Raw genomic sequence first — 15,490 nt, 5'->3', positions numbered from 1 at the left:
AAGAGGTTCAATTATGTCCGGCCATAGTAAATGGGCTACAATCAAACACAAGAAGGGTATCGCTGATGCAAAGCGCGGTCAGAAGTTTACAAAGCTGATCAAGGAAATTTCCGTTGCAGCAAAAATGGGTGGTTCAGACCCTGAAACCAACGCACGTCTTCGTACCGCAGTCCTGAAGGCTCGCGCAGAGAATATGCCCAAGGACAACATTGACAGGGCAATCAAGAAAGGTGCAGGAGAGCTTGACAACTCCACCTATTATGAACTTACCTATGAAGGGTATGCTCCCGGCGGTGTTGCCTTGATCATCGATACCCTGACTGACAATAAAAACCGGACTGCAAGCGATGTTCGTTCTACACTTACCAAGAATGGCGGCACTCTTGGGGCAACCGGATGCGTGTCCTACATGTTCCAGACCAAAGGCATCATCACCTACGATGCGAATAAATACAGTGAAGAACAAATTTTTGAGGTAGCCTTGGAAAATGGGGCTGACGACGTGACCACCACTGATGATGTCATTGAAGTCATTACCGCCCCTGCCGATTTTGCAAACGTGTTGGAAGCCATGCAGAATGCTGGTTTCGAGCAGGAGAGTGCAGAGGTGGAGAAGGTTGCAGATCAGACTGTTACACTTGATAGTGAGAAAGCTCGCAAAGTGCTCAAGATCATCGACAAACTCGAGGAATTGGATGACGTCCAGCAGGTTTCGTCAAATCTGGAACTCCCCGATGATTTTGAGGATGGCGACGAAGAATAACGCATGCGAATCCTAGGCATCGATCCAGGATATGCACAGACAGGCTGGGGTGTTGTCGAATCGGATGGACAGCATAACCGGCCTGTTTCGTTTGGTGTTATCAAAACTTCTGCAACGCAACAGGATAGCGATCGGATTCATTTTATCGCAAAATCAGTAGGAGAGCTTGCTGTTCAACATCGGGTTGTCATCTGTGGGATGGAGGATATATTCTTCACCAAGAATGTCAGCTCCGCCATCCCGATTGCCAAGGTCATCGGGGCCTGCGTCCATCAGCTGGCTCTGCTTGATATACCGGTACGGTTGTATAGTCCGCCTACCATCAAGACAGTAGTCACCGGCTATGGCGGTGCAGAAAAACACCAGGTTCAGGAAATGGTCCGCATCCTCTTGGGCTTTGAAAAGATTCCGAAACCGGATCATGCGTCGGATGCCTTGGCTGCAGCCTTATGCCTCGCTGTATATGATTTTACCCAGATAAGGATGAAATTGTAATGATCAATGCAATCATTGGGGATGTAGTTCGGGTTCAGGAAGGGGATGTCACACTCCGAGCAGGGTATGTGGAGTATACACTTTCGGTTTCGGCGCAGACAACCAGCAAGCTCAGCAACCTTTCCTTGGAAGAGAGAAAGGCTGTGCGGCTGCTTACCGTCATGGTGCACCGGGAAGACAGCATGTCGCTGTTCGGATTCTATGACGAAGCCGAACGAGAGGCATTTTTGCAGCTGCAGACAGTCTCCGGCATCGGTTCAAAACAGGCATTGAAAATACTGAGCGGCATCAGCGTCAAACATTTGGCCGAGGCACTTGATACTGGAAATCTGAAGCTGCTCTCGTCAATACCGGGAATCGGGCCGAAAACAGGGCAGAAAATGATACTTGCATTGCGCAATGTATTGGTTTTCGAGGATGAAGGCGGCAAGACTGGGGTGGAAAGAACCCAAAGCAAAACCGGCCTGTGGTCTGACATCGTCAACGCTTTGGTTGATATGGGCTATGATAGACGAAGAGTTGAGGAAGTAATCGACGGTTTGAGCAGGCAGGAAGCTGAAGCAATTGGATCACTGAGCCACCATGATGCAGAGCAACTATTGTTCCGCAGTGCTGTCAAACTGCTTGGATAAAGGGAGAGGGAATGGACAAACACCAAACAGAATTGCAGGATTTGATACAAAGCTCTGTGGTTTCCACCTCCTTCCAACAGGAGGCTGACAAACAGGAGAACATCCTTCGACCAAAAATGCTCAAGGATTTCCAGGGCCAACAACGGCTGAAGGACAACCTTGCTGTATTCATCCAAGCAGCCCGTGAACGCAAGGAACCCTTGGACCATACGTTCCTCATCGGTCCTCCAGGTTTGGGTAAAACCACCTTGGCAAGCATCATTGCCAATGAGATGGGTGCTGAAATCAGAATGACCAGTGCACCGGCTCTTGACAAACCCAAGGATCTGGCAGGAATTTTGACAAACGTGACCGAAGGTTCGGTGTTTTTCATCGATGAGATCCATCGTCTCAAACCAGCTTTGGAAGAGATGTTGTACATCGCGATGGAGGATTTTGAGATCGACTGGGTGATCGGCCAAGGCCCTGCAGCCAGGACCATGCGCATCCCGCTGCCAAAATTCACCCTGGTGGGTGCCACCACCAAGGCGGGCTCGGTATCCAGTCCGCTCTCCTCACGGTTCGGCATCACCTGCCACATCGATTTCTACAATGAGACAGAGCTTGCTTCCATCATCCATCGATCAGCACAAATCATGGATGTGAAGATGGAAAATGATGCCATAGTCCAACTCGCACGCTGCAGCAGGGGGACGCCGAGAATCGCAAACCGGCTGCTCAGGCGCCTCAGGGACTTTGCTTCGGTAATGGGGGATGGAAGGGTGACGATTCCCATCGTCGACTATGGTATGGAGCGGCTTGGCATCGATACCAACGGCCTTGAAACCCAGGACAGGAATATCCTGAGAACCATCATTGAGTTTTATGATGGCGGCCCCGTAGGAGCCGAGACCCTTTCCATCAGCGTCGGTGAAGCCATAGAATCACTTGAGGATTTTTATGAACCATACTTGATCCAAAAAGGATATCTGAAGCGAACACCACGAGGAAGAATGACCACGAAAAAAGCCTATGACCTGCTGGGCCTTCCCTGCAAAAGGAACATGGATGACAATCAAGGAATACTCTTTTGATCTTCCCGAGCATTTGATCGCCCAGACTCCGGTGGACCGACGAGGCAACGATCGCCTGCTTGTGCTCAACAAGCAGACCGGTACGATACTGGATGAGCAGATGATCAACTTCGCTTCATATCTTGAGGAGGGAAGTGTTTTAGTCATAAACAACAGCAAAGTGCGCAAAGCACGGGTATTTGCTGTAAGCGATACAGGCAGCCGGGTGGAATTTCTCTTCTTGGAAGAGAATCTCGACCACAGTTGGAATGTGATGGTCACCAAGACCAAGAAGCAGCATGTCGGCAAGCACTATACCTTCAGCAACACCGAAAAGAGCTACAGCCGTACCGGCTGGATAACCAAGGAAAACCCCGATGGGACCAGGACCATCTGTTTCGACCAGGTGCTTGATGAAACTTTTTTCATGCAACTCGGTCATGTGCCGCTGCCGCCCTATATCAAACGCGAAGACAGCTTTGCCGATGAGAGCAGATATCAGACGGTGTATGCCCGAAAGGAAGGATCGGTGGCCGCCCCTACGGCAGGTCTTCATTTTACCGAGGAAATTCTTGCTTCAATCCGGTCGAAAGGGTGCACCATCGTCCCGGTGACGCTCCATGTCGGGCCGGGAACCTTCCTGCCGGTGAGGACGGAACACCTTGAGGACCACCATATGCATTATGAGTCATATGAGATAGAGAAAGAGAGTGCACGCATCATCAATGCTGCAAAAGCTGAAGGTCGAAAAATCGTAGCCACAGGAACGACCAGCGTACGAACCCTTGAAAGCGCCTTCAATGAGGAAACTGGATTGCTTGCAAGTGGTCCGGGTCGGACAAATCTCTTTATCCGACCCCCCTATACGTTCAAGATGGTGGACCAATTGCTGACAAACTTCCACACCCCTGAATCGACCCTCCTGGTCCTTGTTTCCACATTCGCAGGCAAGGAACACATCGACCAAGCCTACCGGCATGCAGTATCCCAGTCCTACAGGTTCTTCAGTTACGGAGACGCAATGTTCATCTGTTGAAAAGAATCTCCTGGATCTGTGCAGCTATCTCCTCTTTCTTCAACAATCCATCCAAACGAACCAATTTCACCTCAGGGTCGAGCGTGCTGAAGATGCGTTCGTAGTTCGCCTTGACTTTCTGAAGGAACCCCTGCCTCTCGAAAAGCTCGGTCTCGTTTCCCCTGCTGCTGATTCTTCTCAGGCACTCCTCAACCGGAGTGTCGATGAAAAATACATACTCGGGGGAAGGGAACTCATTGAGGCTCGCTATCTTGTCAAAATCACACTCAACGCCTTGGTAGGAAAGCGAGGAGTAGAGGTATCGGTCGGAAATGACAAGCTTTCCAGCTTGCAGATCCTGAATCAGTCCATACACCGGATTATACAGGTGGTCTTCACGGTCGGCGGCATACAGCATTGCCAGTGCCAACGGTGTGGTCAAAATCTGTTTCTGCAACACCGAGCGAACCAAACGCCCGATAGGTTTGTCGGTTGGTTCAAAGGTAGCGCGACACGGACGATCGGACCGGTCGCACGCTTCTGCAAGCAATTGCATCTGCGTAGTGGTTCCCGCCCCGTCCAAACCCTCAAAAACTATGAAATTGGTCAATACTGAAGGCATATGCATATCTCCTATCATACGTATATGGTACGGTAAAAGCGAAGCAAGGTAAATGAGTTTTTGCTATGGACAGTCAATCTCCATCGAACCAACATGAAAAGAGGTGCCCAAGATTTCGACAATGGGATATACTGAAAAACGGTGAGATATCATACAACACTCAAAGACATTGCGGTTTCGGTTCTGGTCCTCGTAAGCTGTGCCATTCTCTGCCTGTATGGGATGGTCCATCTTGGCATGGGCAACCCAAGCCAGTATATTGCAGATCGTCTCATGCAGGCCCTTGATACAGGGAATCAACCCACCTTCAAGGCTGAGAGCATCGATCGAACGTTCCTCAAATCCCTGATCATCAACAAAGCCGAGCTTTCGCTTGCAGAAAACTCATCCATATCGGCCTCCGAAGTTGAAATCTCAGGCGGTCTTCCCGCCTTGCTCTCCTCATTCTTGTTCGGCTCGAAGCAAATTTCGGTTTCTGTCAAGCAACCCGAGCTGCTTATCGCTGACAGCCTCACACCATCCATGTTCGAAGGGCAGGACTCTCCAGGCAGGCTGAATGCTTGGATAGAGGCAAATACTGTTTCCGTAGACTTTCAAATGCTGCATGCATCTCTTGACATACCCGATTATTCAGCAGAGGTCCATGATGCCTCCCTTCTGTTGCAGCTAGGCGGTTCACAGCCATTTCCCATTGTCAGAAGCAACATTCCTACCTTCACCTTCAACTCTCCCCTAGGTTCTGGACGCCTGATCGAAACGGATATCAGCCTCGATCGAGGGGGTAATGCCCTGGTCAAAGTCGACAAGGCGTCGTTGTTGAGGCAAGGTCTGGAGGTTTCCTTCAACCAGCTGGTTGCACTGGGTGCGTTGGATGCCGGGTTGAATACGGCCATCGACCTCTCCCTTGCAAACATGAAGGCAGTTGGCGAGCAGATTTCAGTTGCAGTTCCTACGCTCTCCGGCACCTTGCGGATGCAGGAAGGAGCATTCGACTCAGCTACATTCTCCTATGACCTGCTTGAGGCAACATATGACCAGATTGAAATCGTCTCACCGACCGCCACAGTGACAGCACAAAAACTGGACCAAAACCTTTTGCTCGGTCTGGCTACAAAACAAGACTCTCTCTTCAAAGTATCCTATGGCCAAAACCTGTCCCTTGAGCTTAAGACGTTGCTTGCAAATGCGCGCTATACATCACAGGCAATGGATCTCCAACTCTCGTTGGGGCAGGTGACCTATGGATATGAAGAGTTTGTCGCAGAGCTTTCGGATGTGTATGTCGAAGCTGAATCAGAAATGCAAGGCACCACACTGCTCAACACCAATCTGAAGCTCCAAGCAAATGCAAAAGCCGAATTCACCACGAACGAGATTTTCTTCAGCTCGCCGCTCTCGGCATCGCTTCTGTATCGCAACACAGATGCATCGCTGAGCAGTTCGGCAGAATTTTCGAACTTGAATTCCTCATTTACAACGATGCCTCTCTTTGCCAGATTCTCCTACCAGTCATACAAACAAACAAGCCAATTGCAGGTCGAACTCGACTATGAGGACAAGCTGGCCATCCGTTCGGTATACGACCTGCCTTCTTCCTCCGAGGGAACCTTCCATCTTACCTCTCGGTTGGAAAACTTCCCGCTCTCCATCCTCTCCCCGACGTTTGAAGCGTATGCACCATTTATCCAGCCATATTATCAAGAAGCCACCAACCTGATCGGAAACATCTCCTTCCAATCCTCCAAGGGCGGGGGGAGCATCCTTCCTTTCGATGGGAAAGCCGCCATCGATCTTGCCTTGCTCAGGGCAAAGGTGGGAAACGTTGAACAGGATGCAGGTTTCACGTTCCTCGCCGATATCAAGGGGGACTCGGTCTTGGTTGATGCAATGACACTTGCCAGCAGTGGATATCGTCTTGTTTTCTCCGGTTCAACCGAACTCAACTACTGGTTGCCCAGAGGAGAACTCGAGCTGCTGCGCATCGATGATGGACAACGTCTGGTTTCCGTCAATTTTTTCGATCTTCCGCCATTTTCCTATGGATTCAATGTTACCACCCCCTTCGAGCCATCCTTGCTTGCTGAAGGAACCATCCGCAGGGAAGAGACCAAATTCATTGTGGGAAGTGCACATCTCTCCCTATTCTCAACCAACTATCCGTTTACCTTCAGATTGGATACCAGCAATCTCCAGTTCTCCCTTGAGCAAGAAGAGCATCTTGTTCTCACTGCCAATCTTGCACCTCCTTTGAGTGCAAGCCTGAGAGCCGATGGTCTGGTACTGCCTGATGCTGGTTTCTTGGCCCGAACTTCCATTTTTGGAGACTTGGATGTTGAGTATTTCTCACTTCGCGACTGGAGGCTGAAAAGCAGCAAACTTGGAATCCAGGGTGTTCAGTTCCAAAACAGGCTGTACGACATAAAAACGTCCCTGACTGCATCAGAGCGCGAGCTGTTGCTTACAGACATTCAGCTGCAAGATGGTTCTCTGGTGTTTCCTGGTAGATTCAGCTATCGCGGTACCGATTTTGTTTCGCTCGTGCAAGCTTCATTCCTTGCACCCTTCGAGGCCACGTTCAGTCTTGATGCAAACGATGAACGAAAAATTTCCATTTCACTTTTGGGAGGACCGGAGCGCATAAGCGGGGCCTTGCAGCTCTCCTCACTTCCCCTGGATCGATTCTCGAAAGTCCTGGAAGGAACCGTTGTTGATTTCTCAGCCGTCGGGTACTCGGATTTCCAAAACCAAGCGAGCGTAGACGGACAGCTTTCACTGATCCGCGGCGATGCAAGCTTCAGTTCCAACCTAGCATTCGATCAAGATGTACTGCGCCTGTATGACTCACGCCTTTCCATGCCCGACTTTTCCTATACAGGGGAAGTCCTCTCAATCCAAAACGCCACAGCGCGTTCCACAGGCAGATTTGAACACATACGCCATCTTTCGTACACCGATCAGCTGTCACAGCTTACCTACGATCTGTCCATCGATCTTTTTGACATGCCGTCGATGTTCGCACTTCCGAGCACCCTAAGACTGATACTCGATGGAACTCTTTCAGCCAGGCTTGATGTGTCGGACATTCTTCTGTATGGAGAGGGCGGAATACATTCAGGCACCTACCTGATCAATGTTTCCGATGGATTGCTCACGATCGGCGGCGATCATTTGGATCTCATCTACGAAGGAGACTCGAAGGACTTCAAGGCAACTATGAACAAGTCGTTCGGCATCGGCTTTACAGCTGAAGGTTCTTTGGCTTCAAACGATTTCGGCTTGTCCATCACTGATATCTACATGCCCCTTCCACTCTTGAACCGTACGTTCCTCAAACCCATTTTCTCATTCCTCGACGGCGTAGCCGAGGGTGAGCTTTTCATTGCCAAGACGGAGGACGGCCTCAGGCCGTACGGCCAGCTGTGGGTCGATTCAACCCGCATGCAACTGTTCTGGCTCCCCCAGGACATCATCACCATGAAAAACATCAGTGCCTCCAGCGATGGAAGCCGGGCGATCACAGCGCGTGTTCCATTCTTCTCGACCAACAGTGTTACTGGAAAAACCATACAAGGCTATGGATGGATGGGAGCTTCATTTGACGGTCTTCGTTTGGAAAACTACGAAATCCATGCAGACAGCGGCTCCGAAATGGTGTATGTCTGGATACCCATGCAAGGGTTTGATGCAGATATCAGAACCTATGCAGGAGGAACCTTCAACCTTTTCGGGGTTGGTTTTGAAACCTGGCTGGATGGAAAGGTCACCGTCCAAGACACCACGATGACGTTGGGCATCAAGGATCTTCCTTACTGGTATGTTGCGAACAATTTGACCACGACACACTTTGATGTGGTTACCGGCAAAAATGTTTCCTTTTTCTATCCAAACACCCCCAATCCGTTCATAAAAGCGACCATAACTGAAAACCAGAATATTTCGTTTTTGTACGACCATATCACTGACGAATTCGTCGCTGATGGAACACTGTCGTTCAGAAGCGGTGAAATCTACTACTTCCAGAAGAACTTCTTCATCACCGAAGGTTCCCTTGCCCTTCATACGGACGCACTGACCGGTCGGAATCAAATCCTGCCTACCATCAACCTCCGCGCAAAAATGACTGACTTTGATGCACAGGGCAATCGGGTGGACATCTTCCTCGTGCTTCGTGATTCAGGGCTCTCCAACATCAAACCCCAGTTTGAATCCATTCCTTCAAAGGATGTGAATGAGATTCTGGAAATTCTCGGCCAGTCCATTCTTCCCACCGGCGCCTACGGGCAAGTCAACCTCTACAGTGTCGCAAGCCTTGCTGCAGCAGCGACCGATGTTGCGGAACGTTTGGGGTACATCGATGCCGGTCAGACCACGGCCCTGACCGAGTCGATACGCATCTCCCTTGGTTTGGACATGTTCAGCATCCGCAGCAACATCCTGCAGAACATCCTCTTCGATGCACTTCCGGGCAGCAATATCGGCAACACCCTGACACCGTTGGCACGCTATCTGAACAATACCTCCATCTTCATGGGAAAATATGTAGGAAGGGAGTTCTTTTTGCAGGCGTTGGTGCATCTGACCGCCATGGACCGTTCACGGGTGAAGCGATCCTTCATTTCATCCGACCTTTCACTCGATCTCGAACTCTCGCTTGACTGGGTCAATCCAGTGGGAACTTTCTCATTCTTTACTCAACCCAACGAGTTGTCGTTTACCAATATTTTAGATACCATTGGCTTTAGTGTAACCAAACGAATAGTTTTGCGTTAAACAGGTTTATAGAGGAGATATCATGGACAAGCGCCTTACACGCTTTCTTGTAAGCATCGTGCTTATTTCGGCCCTTTCTTTTTCCTTCCTTTCTGCTGCTGATACCGACCCTTGGTATGTAGGCAAGCGGATTGCATCTTTTTCCAACAGCGGTTTGCAAAATGTGAAGGAAAGTGTTGTCTTGGACATTCAGTACAAGTATCTGGGAAAACCCTTTAGCGATGAGCTGTTTAATGAACTGCAGGGTGAACTTTACGGTTTGGAACACTTCTTGTACTTTCTCGCAGATGCCCGGAGAACAGGGGAGGGCGACAACGAGCTGCAAATAGCAATGACCTTCTACGAACTGCCGTATATCAAGACGACAACCATTGAAGGCAACCAGGGAATCAAGACCAAGGATATCACCGAGGTCCTTTTGGCAAAGGAGGGGCTGTTCATTGATGAGCAGAATATCGAGTTGTCCAAACAGAAGATACTCGCCTTATACCAGGAGAAAGGATACGCCGACGCCCAAGTCGAGAGTGAATATGTCATTGACGAGGCCACCAATACTGCAGATTTGAAGTATATCATCAGAGAGAATCAGCAAAAACGGATTGGTCAGATTGTCTTTGAAGGAAATGAGAAGCTTTCTTCGGATATGCTCTCCAAGCAGCTTTCTTCAAAGCAGGTAAGCTATTTCAATTCCGGGTACTACAATCCGTCGACCATTGAAACCGACAAGCAGAAGATCATCACCTTCTATCAGAGTAGAGGGTATATCGATGCCGCGATTACCGATGTTCGTACAGAGGATATCAGCACCGAGGACGACACCTACACCCGCCTCAGGGTTGTGTTCACTATAGAGGAAGGAGAACAGTGGTTCTTCGGCGGCATCGAGGTTGAAGGAAACACGGTTTTCAGCGACGAGCAGTTCCAGTCGCTCATTTCCATGCGAAAGGGTGCGGTACTCGATGTATCGCGTGTCCAACGGGAAATCACCGCAATCACCGACCTGTATTGGAACAACGGCTATATTTTCAACCTGATATCCAGCGACCTCATCCGCAATGAAGAGGAAAAGACTGTCACCTATATTCTCAAGGTACAGGAGAATCAACAGGCGGTCATCGAGGACATCCGCATCGAAGGACTTACGAAGACAAAACCCTATGTTTTCGAACGGGAACTCACCTTCGCAAAGGGCGATATTTTTTCCAAGGAAAAGCTTATCCGAAGCGCCCAGAACATTTACAACACCCTGATTGTCACCGATGTGCAGTTTGACATCATCAACGGAACAGAAGAGGGTAGTGTGATTCCAGTATTCACCGTCGTCGAAGGAAACCAAATGGACATCCAGTTCGGGGCAACCTTCGGAGGCAACGTAGATGGATTCCCTGTTTCAGGATTCCTGCAATGGTCGGACAAGAACCTTGGGGGAACAGGACGGGACCTGGCGGTCGCCACCAATCTCAGCCCCGATACCCAGAACATCTCGATTTCCTTCACCGATGGATGGTTTGGAAACAGGAGATGGTCGAACGGATTGTCATTCAATTTTGAGCGCAGCGTCAAGGAAAACATCCTGCAGCGAGGTATAGGCAGCAAGTACTATACCGGTCACGATGAAACGAATATTGAGGAGAATCCATTCCCCTACGGATATGACAGTTATGCAAGCTATCTCGCCGCGGACCAGGCCCTGCCATCCTCTCGCTATCTGATGACATACACCTACTATCGCATCTCCTTGGGCTATAATACCGGCTATACGTTCATGTTCCAACCCGGCTCATTGAATGTTGGGGGAGGCATTGCTGTAGGCTTGAATTATGCACAGTACGATGACAATGTCTATGATCCCTATGAGCGATTGATCAAGTTGTACCATGACACGTGGCAGTTCAGCAATCGGCTGACGCTCTCCTTTGCCTGGGACGGTCGCGATTTGATCGAGAACACCAGCCGTGGATACTACCTGAGTCAGGCCTTCACCTACGCCGGAGGCATCCTGGGCGGGCTTTCCAACTATATCCGCACCTCGAGTTCGGCCAGTGGATACCTCACCCTGTTTACTTTCGACCTGAATGAGAAGCAGGCGAACGTTGTATTGGGAGTCACCACCAGCCTGAGTGCAATGCTTCCCCAGTACTCCAAGCACTATGATACCGGCGTTTGGGACTGGTACGATGCCAAGGAAGGGGCGACACGCTACGAGATGCTGTACATCGACGGCATGAATACAGGTCGAGGCTTTCAAGTCATATTCGACCAGGCTTACTTGTGGGACAATCAGGTTTCCATCAGCTGGCCGCTTGCACAGAATGTACTCTCAGCGGAACTGTACGCCAGCGCCACCGGTGTCAGCCCGGACCTGAATACAATCAAGGCAACCGATCTGGCTTGGTATTTCTCGATGGGAGCCGGCGTCAAGCTCAAGGTTCCCGGTTTTCCGTTGGGATTGTACTTGGTCAAGAATGCCACCTATATCGATGATGCATTCTCCTGGGTGGGAGGCAACATCTTCAAGGGCACCAGTGCTGACAGCGGTCTGTCTCTGGTTCTTGCAATCACTACCACGTTGTACTAGCCATGGATGGAGAAGCCGAGAAATTGACTCCCATGATGGTGCAATACCGTCAGATAAAGGAGCAGCATCAACAGACCATCCTCTTCTTCCGTCTCGGGGATTTTTATGAGATGTTCGAAGAGGATGCAGTTGAGGTTTCTCGTCTACTCAATCTCACCTTGACAAAACGCAACGGCCAGCCGATGTGCGGGATTCCCTACCATGCGGCAAAAGTCTATATCAAGCGTCTCTTGGAAGCCGGAAAGAAAATCGCCATCTGCGAGCAGACTGAGCTGCCTGAAGGAGGCCGACAGCTGGCAAAGCGGGAAGTGGTGCAGGTTGTGACACCCGCAACAGTGGTGGAGGAGGACTTTCTTGAAGCGAACTGCGACAGTTTTGTCTTGAGTATTTCGTTTCAAAAACAAGGTCTTGCAATAAGTTATGCAGATATCACCAGCGGACAGTTCATGCTGCGCATGATCGAGAAGGACAGCCGGTATGCGATGCTGCTCAGCGTCCTGCAACAAGTAAATCCCAGGGAGATTTTGGTAAATGAGGATGATTATTTTCTTCATCAAGATTTCCAAATCCTGATGGATGCCCATCCTGCGATGGTCACCAAGCTCCCCTCCTGGCATTTTTCCCTTGCAGAAGGATATCAACGACTCTGCAGCCAAATCGGGTCCTCATCACTGAAAGCTTTTGGTCTTGAAGAGAAGAATCAGATGCTCAGCAGTGCAGGCGCACTCTTGTGGTATCTCCAGGAGACGGCAAAAACACGTCTCAACCAGATTGAAGGTTATACAGTCGTCCCCGAATCGCAGTTTCTGCACATCGATGAAGCCAGCCGCAAGAGTCTTGAGCTGTTGACCAATCTCTCCGATGGATCGGAGAAATACACCCTCTATGCATCCATCAATGCAACGCTGACCAGCATGGGGGCCAGGCAGCTGAAACAGTGGATAACAAGCCCGCTTACCGATATTGCACAGATTGAGTCCCGCCAGTATTGGGTTACGCTCTTGTACGAGGACCGTGATGAACTTGCACGGGTTCGTTCACATCTGAAACAAGTATTGGATTTGCAAAGGCTCTACAGCCGGTTGGCTATGCATCGACATCTGAGCAAGGATTTGGTTGGCATCAGCCAAACCGTCCGCTCATTTTTCAATCTTGCCGATGTTCGCTATCAAAAGCTCTTGGGGGAGGGACTTGACCAGAAGAGCCTTGAAGCGTTGGCCATCATGGCAAAACATATTGCAGATGGCATTTCTTTTGAGCATCAAGGACCGTTCGAGGAAGGGAAAGTCATCGTTTCCGGTTTTGACGCAGAGCTTGATGCATTGCGGTCCATCAAAGGCGGCGGCAAAGCAATCTTGGATGCGTATTTGGATAAAATCAGGCAGGAAACCGGTATCACCACCCTCCGGCTTTCTTCCAACAAGATTCTCGGCCACTATATCGAGGTTTCCAAAGCCCAGGCTGACAAAGTTCCCCCTTCCTTCTACCGCAAACAAACACTGGTCAATGCTGAACGCTTTACCAGTGATGAGCTGATGGCGTGTGAGCAAAAAATCCTTGCCAGCGCTTTTGAGGCGGAAAAACGGGAACGGCATGTATATGAAGCTTTGGTTGAAGAAGTGATGAATCTGCAGCAGCCCCTCGTAGCAATCAGCCGCTTCCTCAGCAATCTGGATTGCCTGCAGAGCTTTGCTTCAACGGCAATCACCCACTCCTATTGCAAACCCGTGTTTACCGATGAGGATGTGCTTGAGTTTGAGGGAGGAAGGCACCCGGTTGTGGAACAATACCTTGGAACCGGGCAGTTTGTCGCAAACGATCTTTTTATCAGCAGCGCCGGCAAGCGGTTCTGCCTGATAACCGGTCCCAACATGGCCGGCAAGTCCACCTTCCTCAGGCAGACGGCTCTCTTGGTGCTGCTCAGCCAAATCGGCAGTTACGTACCAGCTTCCAAAGCCCGCTTGGGAATTGTGGACAAGCTGTACTGCCGGGTGGGGGCGAGCGACAATTTGGCCCGCGGGGAATCCACCTTCCTGGTGGAGATGCAGGAAGCTGCGCACATTTTACGTACCGCGAGCAGGAACTCCCTGGTCATCATCGATGAGTTGGGTAGGGGCACCAGCACCCAGGACGGCATGTCCATCGCCTACGCCGTGATGCAAAAGCTCTTGCTCATGCAATCGAAAACGCTCTTTGCAACCCATTATCACGAGCTTGCCAGAATTGATACTTCCGCCATTCAGCTGCTTACCCTGCAAGTTTCCGAGCAGGGTGGGCAGGTACGCTTTTTGCGGAGGGTGATTGAGGGAATTGCAAATTCATCCTACGGCCTCAATGTAGCGAGGATGGCAGGCATCGGCAGGGAAGTGCTCGCCCATGCCCGAACATTCCAGAAGCAGCATTTTGCCGAGTATGATCTTATGTCCATCCAGCCCGATTTGTTCAGTGCCGTCAGTGAGGACTCCTCACAGCAGGTCTACTATGATGAAACCGAGCAGGAAGTACTGCATCAGTTGCGGTCTTTCTCGATAGAGCAGTCTACGCCGCTGCAAGCTGTATTGTTCCTGAAAGAACTTCAGGAGAAACTACAAGCGAAATGACGTTGGTCGCACCTTGCAAGGTATGTGGTGCCTCTCATGCAATTCCCTCACTGATTCTCTGCTTTGCCCTGTTTGCAAGAAAAAGCTTGCTTCGCTTTCCTTCGCACAACTCTATGAGCACAGGTGCCCGACCTGCGGCACGCCCGTTCTTGATCCAATTTACGGCTGTGGGTTCTGTCAGGATGCCTTGCTTTCCTATGGTGTGTACGACGGGGTGCTTGAGCATTTGATCACCCGCTACAAACATGCCGGGCACATCCAGGGTGCCTGGCAATTGGCAGAGTTGTTCATTCCCTTGGTCGCTCGTTTCGGCTCCCCGATTCTCATCCCCATTCCTTCCTCCCGATCAGGCAGGCGGTCGCTGGGGTACGACCACATGGCTTTGGTGACGTGGATTCTCTGCAAAAAAATGCATCTTCGGTCTATTCGATTGCTGGCACAGCAACCAAAAGGCCACTATACCTTGTTGTCGCGCACGCAAAGGCAACAAACGAGCAATCTGGTGTTCAGGGAAAAGAATGTGAGGCGCATGGAGACTCTGGTTCAATCACAAGACAATACATTCCTCATTCTTGATGATATCTATACCACTGGAAACACGTGCAGAAGGGCTCGTGAACTCATACAGTCAGCATGGGATGTTCCTGTTGGTTTCTGCATACTGGCTCGGGCATGAACCCACTCACAAATGATGGCCGCCCACGCAGCCATCCATCCCATCAAATCAACTACTTGAAATTCTCGTTGTACTCCTTTTCAAGATCGGCTTTGGTTTCGGCCATTACCGTATAGACATCGAATGCACCGTTCTCTTTCGATTCAAATGCGCCACCTAACACCTCCAAGAGCAATATTCTCAATCGGCAAGGATCCGCACAACGTTAGTATATTCGACATTCTCTTCCTTGTGTATCTTTTTTTAGACCTTTGTCTTAAGGCAATAGGACGTACGCATCAAAATCT

11 protein-coding genes are annotated in these 15,490 nt (G+C 50.1%); 9 read left to right on the top strand and 2 right to left on the bottom strand.

Annotated features, from left to right (window positions below):
• Window positions 1-13: 13 nt before the first annotated feature.
• The 5 genes from B3K89_RS12690 to queA are packed head-to-tail and all read left to right on the top strand — an operon-like array spanning window position 14 to window position 3,978.
• Window positions 14-763: a YebC/PmpR family DNA-binding transcriptional regulator gene (locus tag B3K89_RS12690; RefSeq protein WP_293893887.1), complete on the top strand. Its 750-nt coding sequence runs from the start codon at window positions 14-16 to the stop codon at window positions 761-763.
• A 3-nt stretch (window positions 764-766) separates the two neighbouring features.
• The gene (locus tag B3K89_RS12685; RefSeq protein ID WP_293893890.1) at window positions 767-1,258 is read left to right on the top strand and encodes a crossover junction endodeoxyribonuclease RuvC; all 492 of its coding nucleotides are present in this window, start codon (window positions 767-769) and stop codon (window positions 1,256-1,258) included.
• Window positions 1,258-1,890 (top strand): Holliday junction branch migration protein RuvA, encoded by a 633-nt coding sequence (ruvA, locus tag B3K89_RS12680; protein ID WP_293893893.1) that lies wholly within the window; start codon window positions 1,258-1,260, stop codon window positions 1,888-1,890. The genes B3K89_RS12685 and ruvA overlap by 1 nt, the downstream gene beginning before the upstream one ends.
• An 11-nt stretch (window positions 1,891-1,901) precedes the next feature.
• Complete coding sequence (gene ruvB / locus B3K89_RS12675) at window positions 1,902-2,963, top strand: Holliday junction branch migration DNA helicase RuvB (RefSeq protein ID WP_293893896.1); 1,062 nt, start codon at window positions 1,902-1,904, stop codon at window positions 2,961-2,963.
• A complete protein-coding gene (queA, locus tag B3K89_RS12670) occupies window positions 2,938-3,978 on the top strand; it encodes a tRNA preQ1(34) S-adenosylmethionine ribosyltransferase-isomerase QueA (protein ID WP_293893899.1) in 1,041 nt (346 codons plus the stop codon). The genes ruvB and queA overlap by 26 nt, the downstream gene beginning before the upstream one ends.
• On the opposite strand, the gene tmk is transcribed toward queA, so the two are convergent.
• Entirely contained in the window at window positions 3,968-4,579 is a 612-nt protein-coding gene (tmk, locus tag B3K89_RS12665; RefSeq protein ID WP_293893902.1) for a dTMP kinase, read from the bottom strand. The two genes, queA and tmk, sit on opposite strands and share 11 nt — an antisense overlap.
• Before the next feature lie 141 nt (window positions 4,580-4,720).
• Here tmk and B3K89_RS12660 point away from each other — a divergent pair, with 141 nt between their 5' ends.
• The 4 genes from B3K89_RS12660 to B3K89_RS12645 are packed head-to-tail and all read left to right on the top strand — an operon-like array spanning window position 4,721 to window position 15,203.
• A complete protein-coding gene (locus B3K89_RS12660; RefSeq protein ID WP_345907494.1) occupies window positions 4,721-9,349 on the top strand; it encodes a hypothetical protein in 4,629 nt (1,542 codons plus the stop codon).
• 22 nt (window positions 9,350-9,371) lie between these two features.
• Window positions 9,372-11,927, top strand: coding sequence for an outer membrane protein assembly factor BamA (gene bamA / locus B3K89_RS12655; protein ID WP_345907493.1), 2,556 nt, complete (start codon window positions 9,372-9,374; stop codon window positions 11,925-11,927).
• Window positions 11,928-11,929: 2 nt separating this feature from the next.
• Window positions 11,930-14,527 (top strand): DNA mismatch repair protein MutS, encoded by a 2,598-nt coding sequence (gene mutS / locus B3K89_RS12650; RefSeq protein ID WP_293893911.1) that lies wholly within the window; start codon window positions 11,930-11,932, stop codon window positions 14,525-14,527.
• 22 nt (window positions 14,528-14,549) lie between these two features.
• Window positions 14,550-15,203 carry a ComF family protein gene (locus B3K89_RS12645; protein WP_293893914.1) on the top strand — a complete coding sequence of 218 codons (654 nt, stop codon included), beginning with the start codon at window positions 14,550-14,552 and terminating at the stop codon, window positions 15,201-15,203.
• A 52-nt stretch (window positions 15,204-15,255) separates the two neighbouring features.
• Here the strand turns inward: B3K89_RS12645 and B3K89_RS12640 are convergent, their stop codons facing one another.
• A complete protein-coding gene (locus B3K89_RS12640; protein ID WP_345907492.1) occupies window positions 15,256-15,387 on the bottom strand; it encodes a hypothetical protein in 132 nt (43 codons plus the stop codon).
• Window positions 15,388-15,490 lie beyond the last annotated feature (103 nt).

The sequence above is a fragment of the Sphaerochaeta sp. UBA5849 genome (assembly GCA_002432715.1).
Classification (GTDB): domain Bacteria; phylum Spirochaetota; class Spirochaetia; order Sphaerochaetales; family Sphaerochaetaceae; genus Sphaerochaeta.
This window is presented reverse-complemented; position numbering and strand designations above follow the sequence as displayed.

Excerpts from the sequence above, each read along its gene's own strand:
- B3K89_RS12690 (WP_293893887.1), top strand. The coding sequence starts at position 14 with ATGTCCGGCCATAGTAAATGGGCTACAATCAAACACAAGAAGGGTATC.
- B3K89_RS12685 (WP_293893890.1), top strand. The coding sequence starts at position 767 with ATGCGAATCCTAGGCATCGATCCAGGATATGCACAGACAGGCTGGGGT.
- ruvA (WP_293893893.1), top strand. The coding sequence starts at position 1,258 with ATGATCAATGCAATCATTGGGGATGTAGTTCGGGTTCAGGAAGGGGAT.
- ruvB (WP_293893896.1), top strand. The coding sequence starts at position 1,902 with ATGGACAAACACCAAACAGAATTGCAGGATTTGATACAAAGCTCTGTG.
- queA (WP_293893899.1), top strand. The coding sequence starts at position 2,938 with ATGACAATCAAGGAATACTCTTTTGATCTTCCCGAGCATTTGATCGCC.
- tmk (WP_293893902.1), bottom strand. The coding sequence starts at position 4,579 with ATGCCTTCAGTATTGACCAATTTCATAGTTTTTGAGGGTTTGGACGGG.
- bamA (WP_345907493.1), top strand. The coding sequence starts at position 9,372 with ATGGACAAGCGCCTTACACGCTTTCTTGTAAGCATCGTGCTTATTTCG.
- mutS (WP_293893911.1), top strand. The coding sequence starts at position 11,930 with ATGGATGGAGAAGCCGAGAAATTGACTCCCATGATGGTGCAATACCGT.
- B3K89_RS12645 (WP_293893914.1), top strand. The coding sequence starts at position 14,550 with ATGTGGTGCCTCTCATGCAATTCCCTCACTGATTCTCTGCTTTGCCCT.